Source organism: Actinomyces haliotis (assembly GCF_015355765.1).
GTDB classification, from domain to species: Bacteria; Actinomycetota; Actinomycetes; order Actinomycetales; family Actinomycetaceae; genus Actinomyces; species Actinomyces haliotis.
The window spans coordinates 1-649 of sequence record NZ_JACWNA010000042.1; the positions used below are offsets into that span (position 1 = coordinate 1).

Sequence of the window (649 nt, forward strand, 5' to 3'; positions counted from 1 at the left end):
CCCGCTCCCGCTCGTGCGACGGGCCTGTCCGGCCAGTGCCCGGCCCCGGAGGCGTCGGCGGAGCGCCGTCGCCTCCGGGGCCTCAGAGCGCCTCGGCCGGGCTCAGCTGGTCGGCTCCGAGACGGTCGGTGTTGACCAGGACGAGCTGGAGCCGGGCGGGCTCCACGGCCGCGAGGTCGTGCTTCGTCCCGGGCGCGACGTAGACGACGTCGCCGGGCGCGAGGCGCTCGGTGCGACCGTCGACGGTGAAGTCGAGGGAGCCCTCGAGGAGGGTGGCCACGAGGGCCTTGGGGGAGGAGTGGTCCGGCACCCGCTCGCCCGCGGCGAGGAGGAGCTGCAGGACGCGCAGCGCCTCGTTGTTCGTGACGACGCTGGTCGCGCGGCCCTTGGCCGGCAGCGGGGCGCTCGCGTTGACGTTGAGGGAGAAGGTGGACTGGGCGGCGGACGTGGCAGGCACGATGACCTCCTGGGTGACCAGTATTAGAACTGGGGTTGGACGTGACAATTCCTTGCCAGCCTAGGTGTTGGTGGCAGACAGGTTGGTGACACTGGGAAGGGTTGACGTAGTGGGGAGGACCCCCGTTGGGTGTGGCTTGTCGACGGTCACACCAACTCAAACGGAGGTCCTCGTGACTCACTCTAATGCGCG

1 protein-coding gene is annotated in these 649 nt (G+C 70.3%); it reads right to left on the reverse strand.

Annotated elements, in window-relative coordinates:
• Positions 1-82: 82 nt before the first annotated feature.
• Positions 83-457 (reverse strand): cupin domain-containing protein, encoded by a 375-nt coding sequence (locus tag IXW69_RS11380; RefSeq protein WP_194786445.1) that lies wholly within the window; start codon positions 455-457, stop codon positions 83-85.
• Positions 458-649 lie beyond the last annotated feature (192 nt).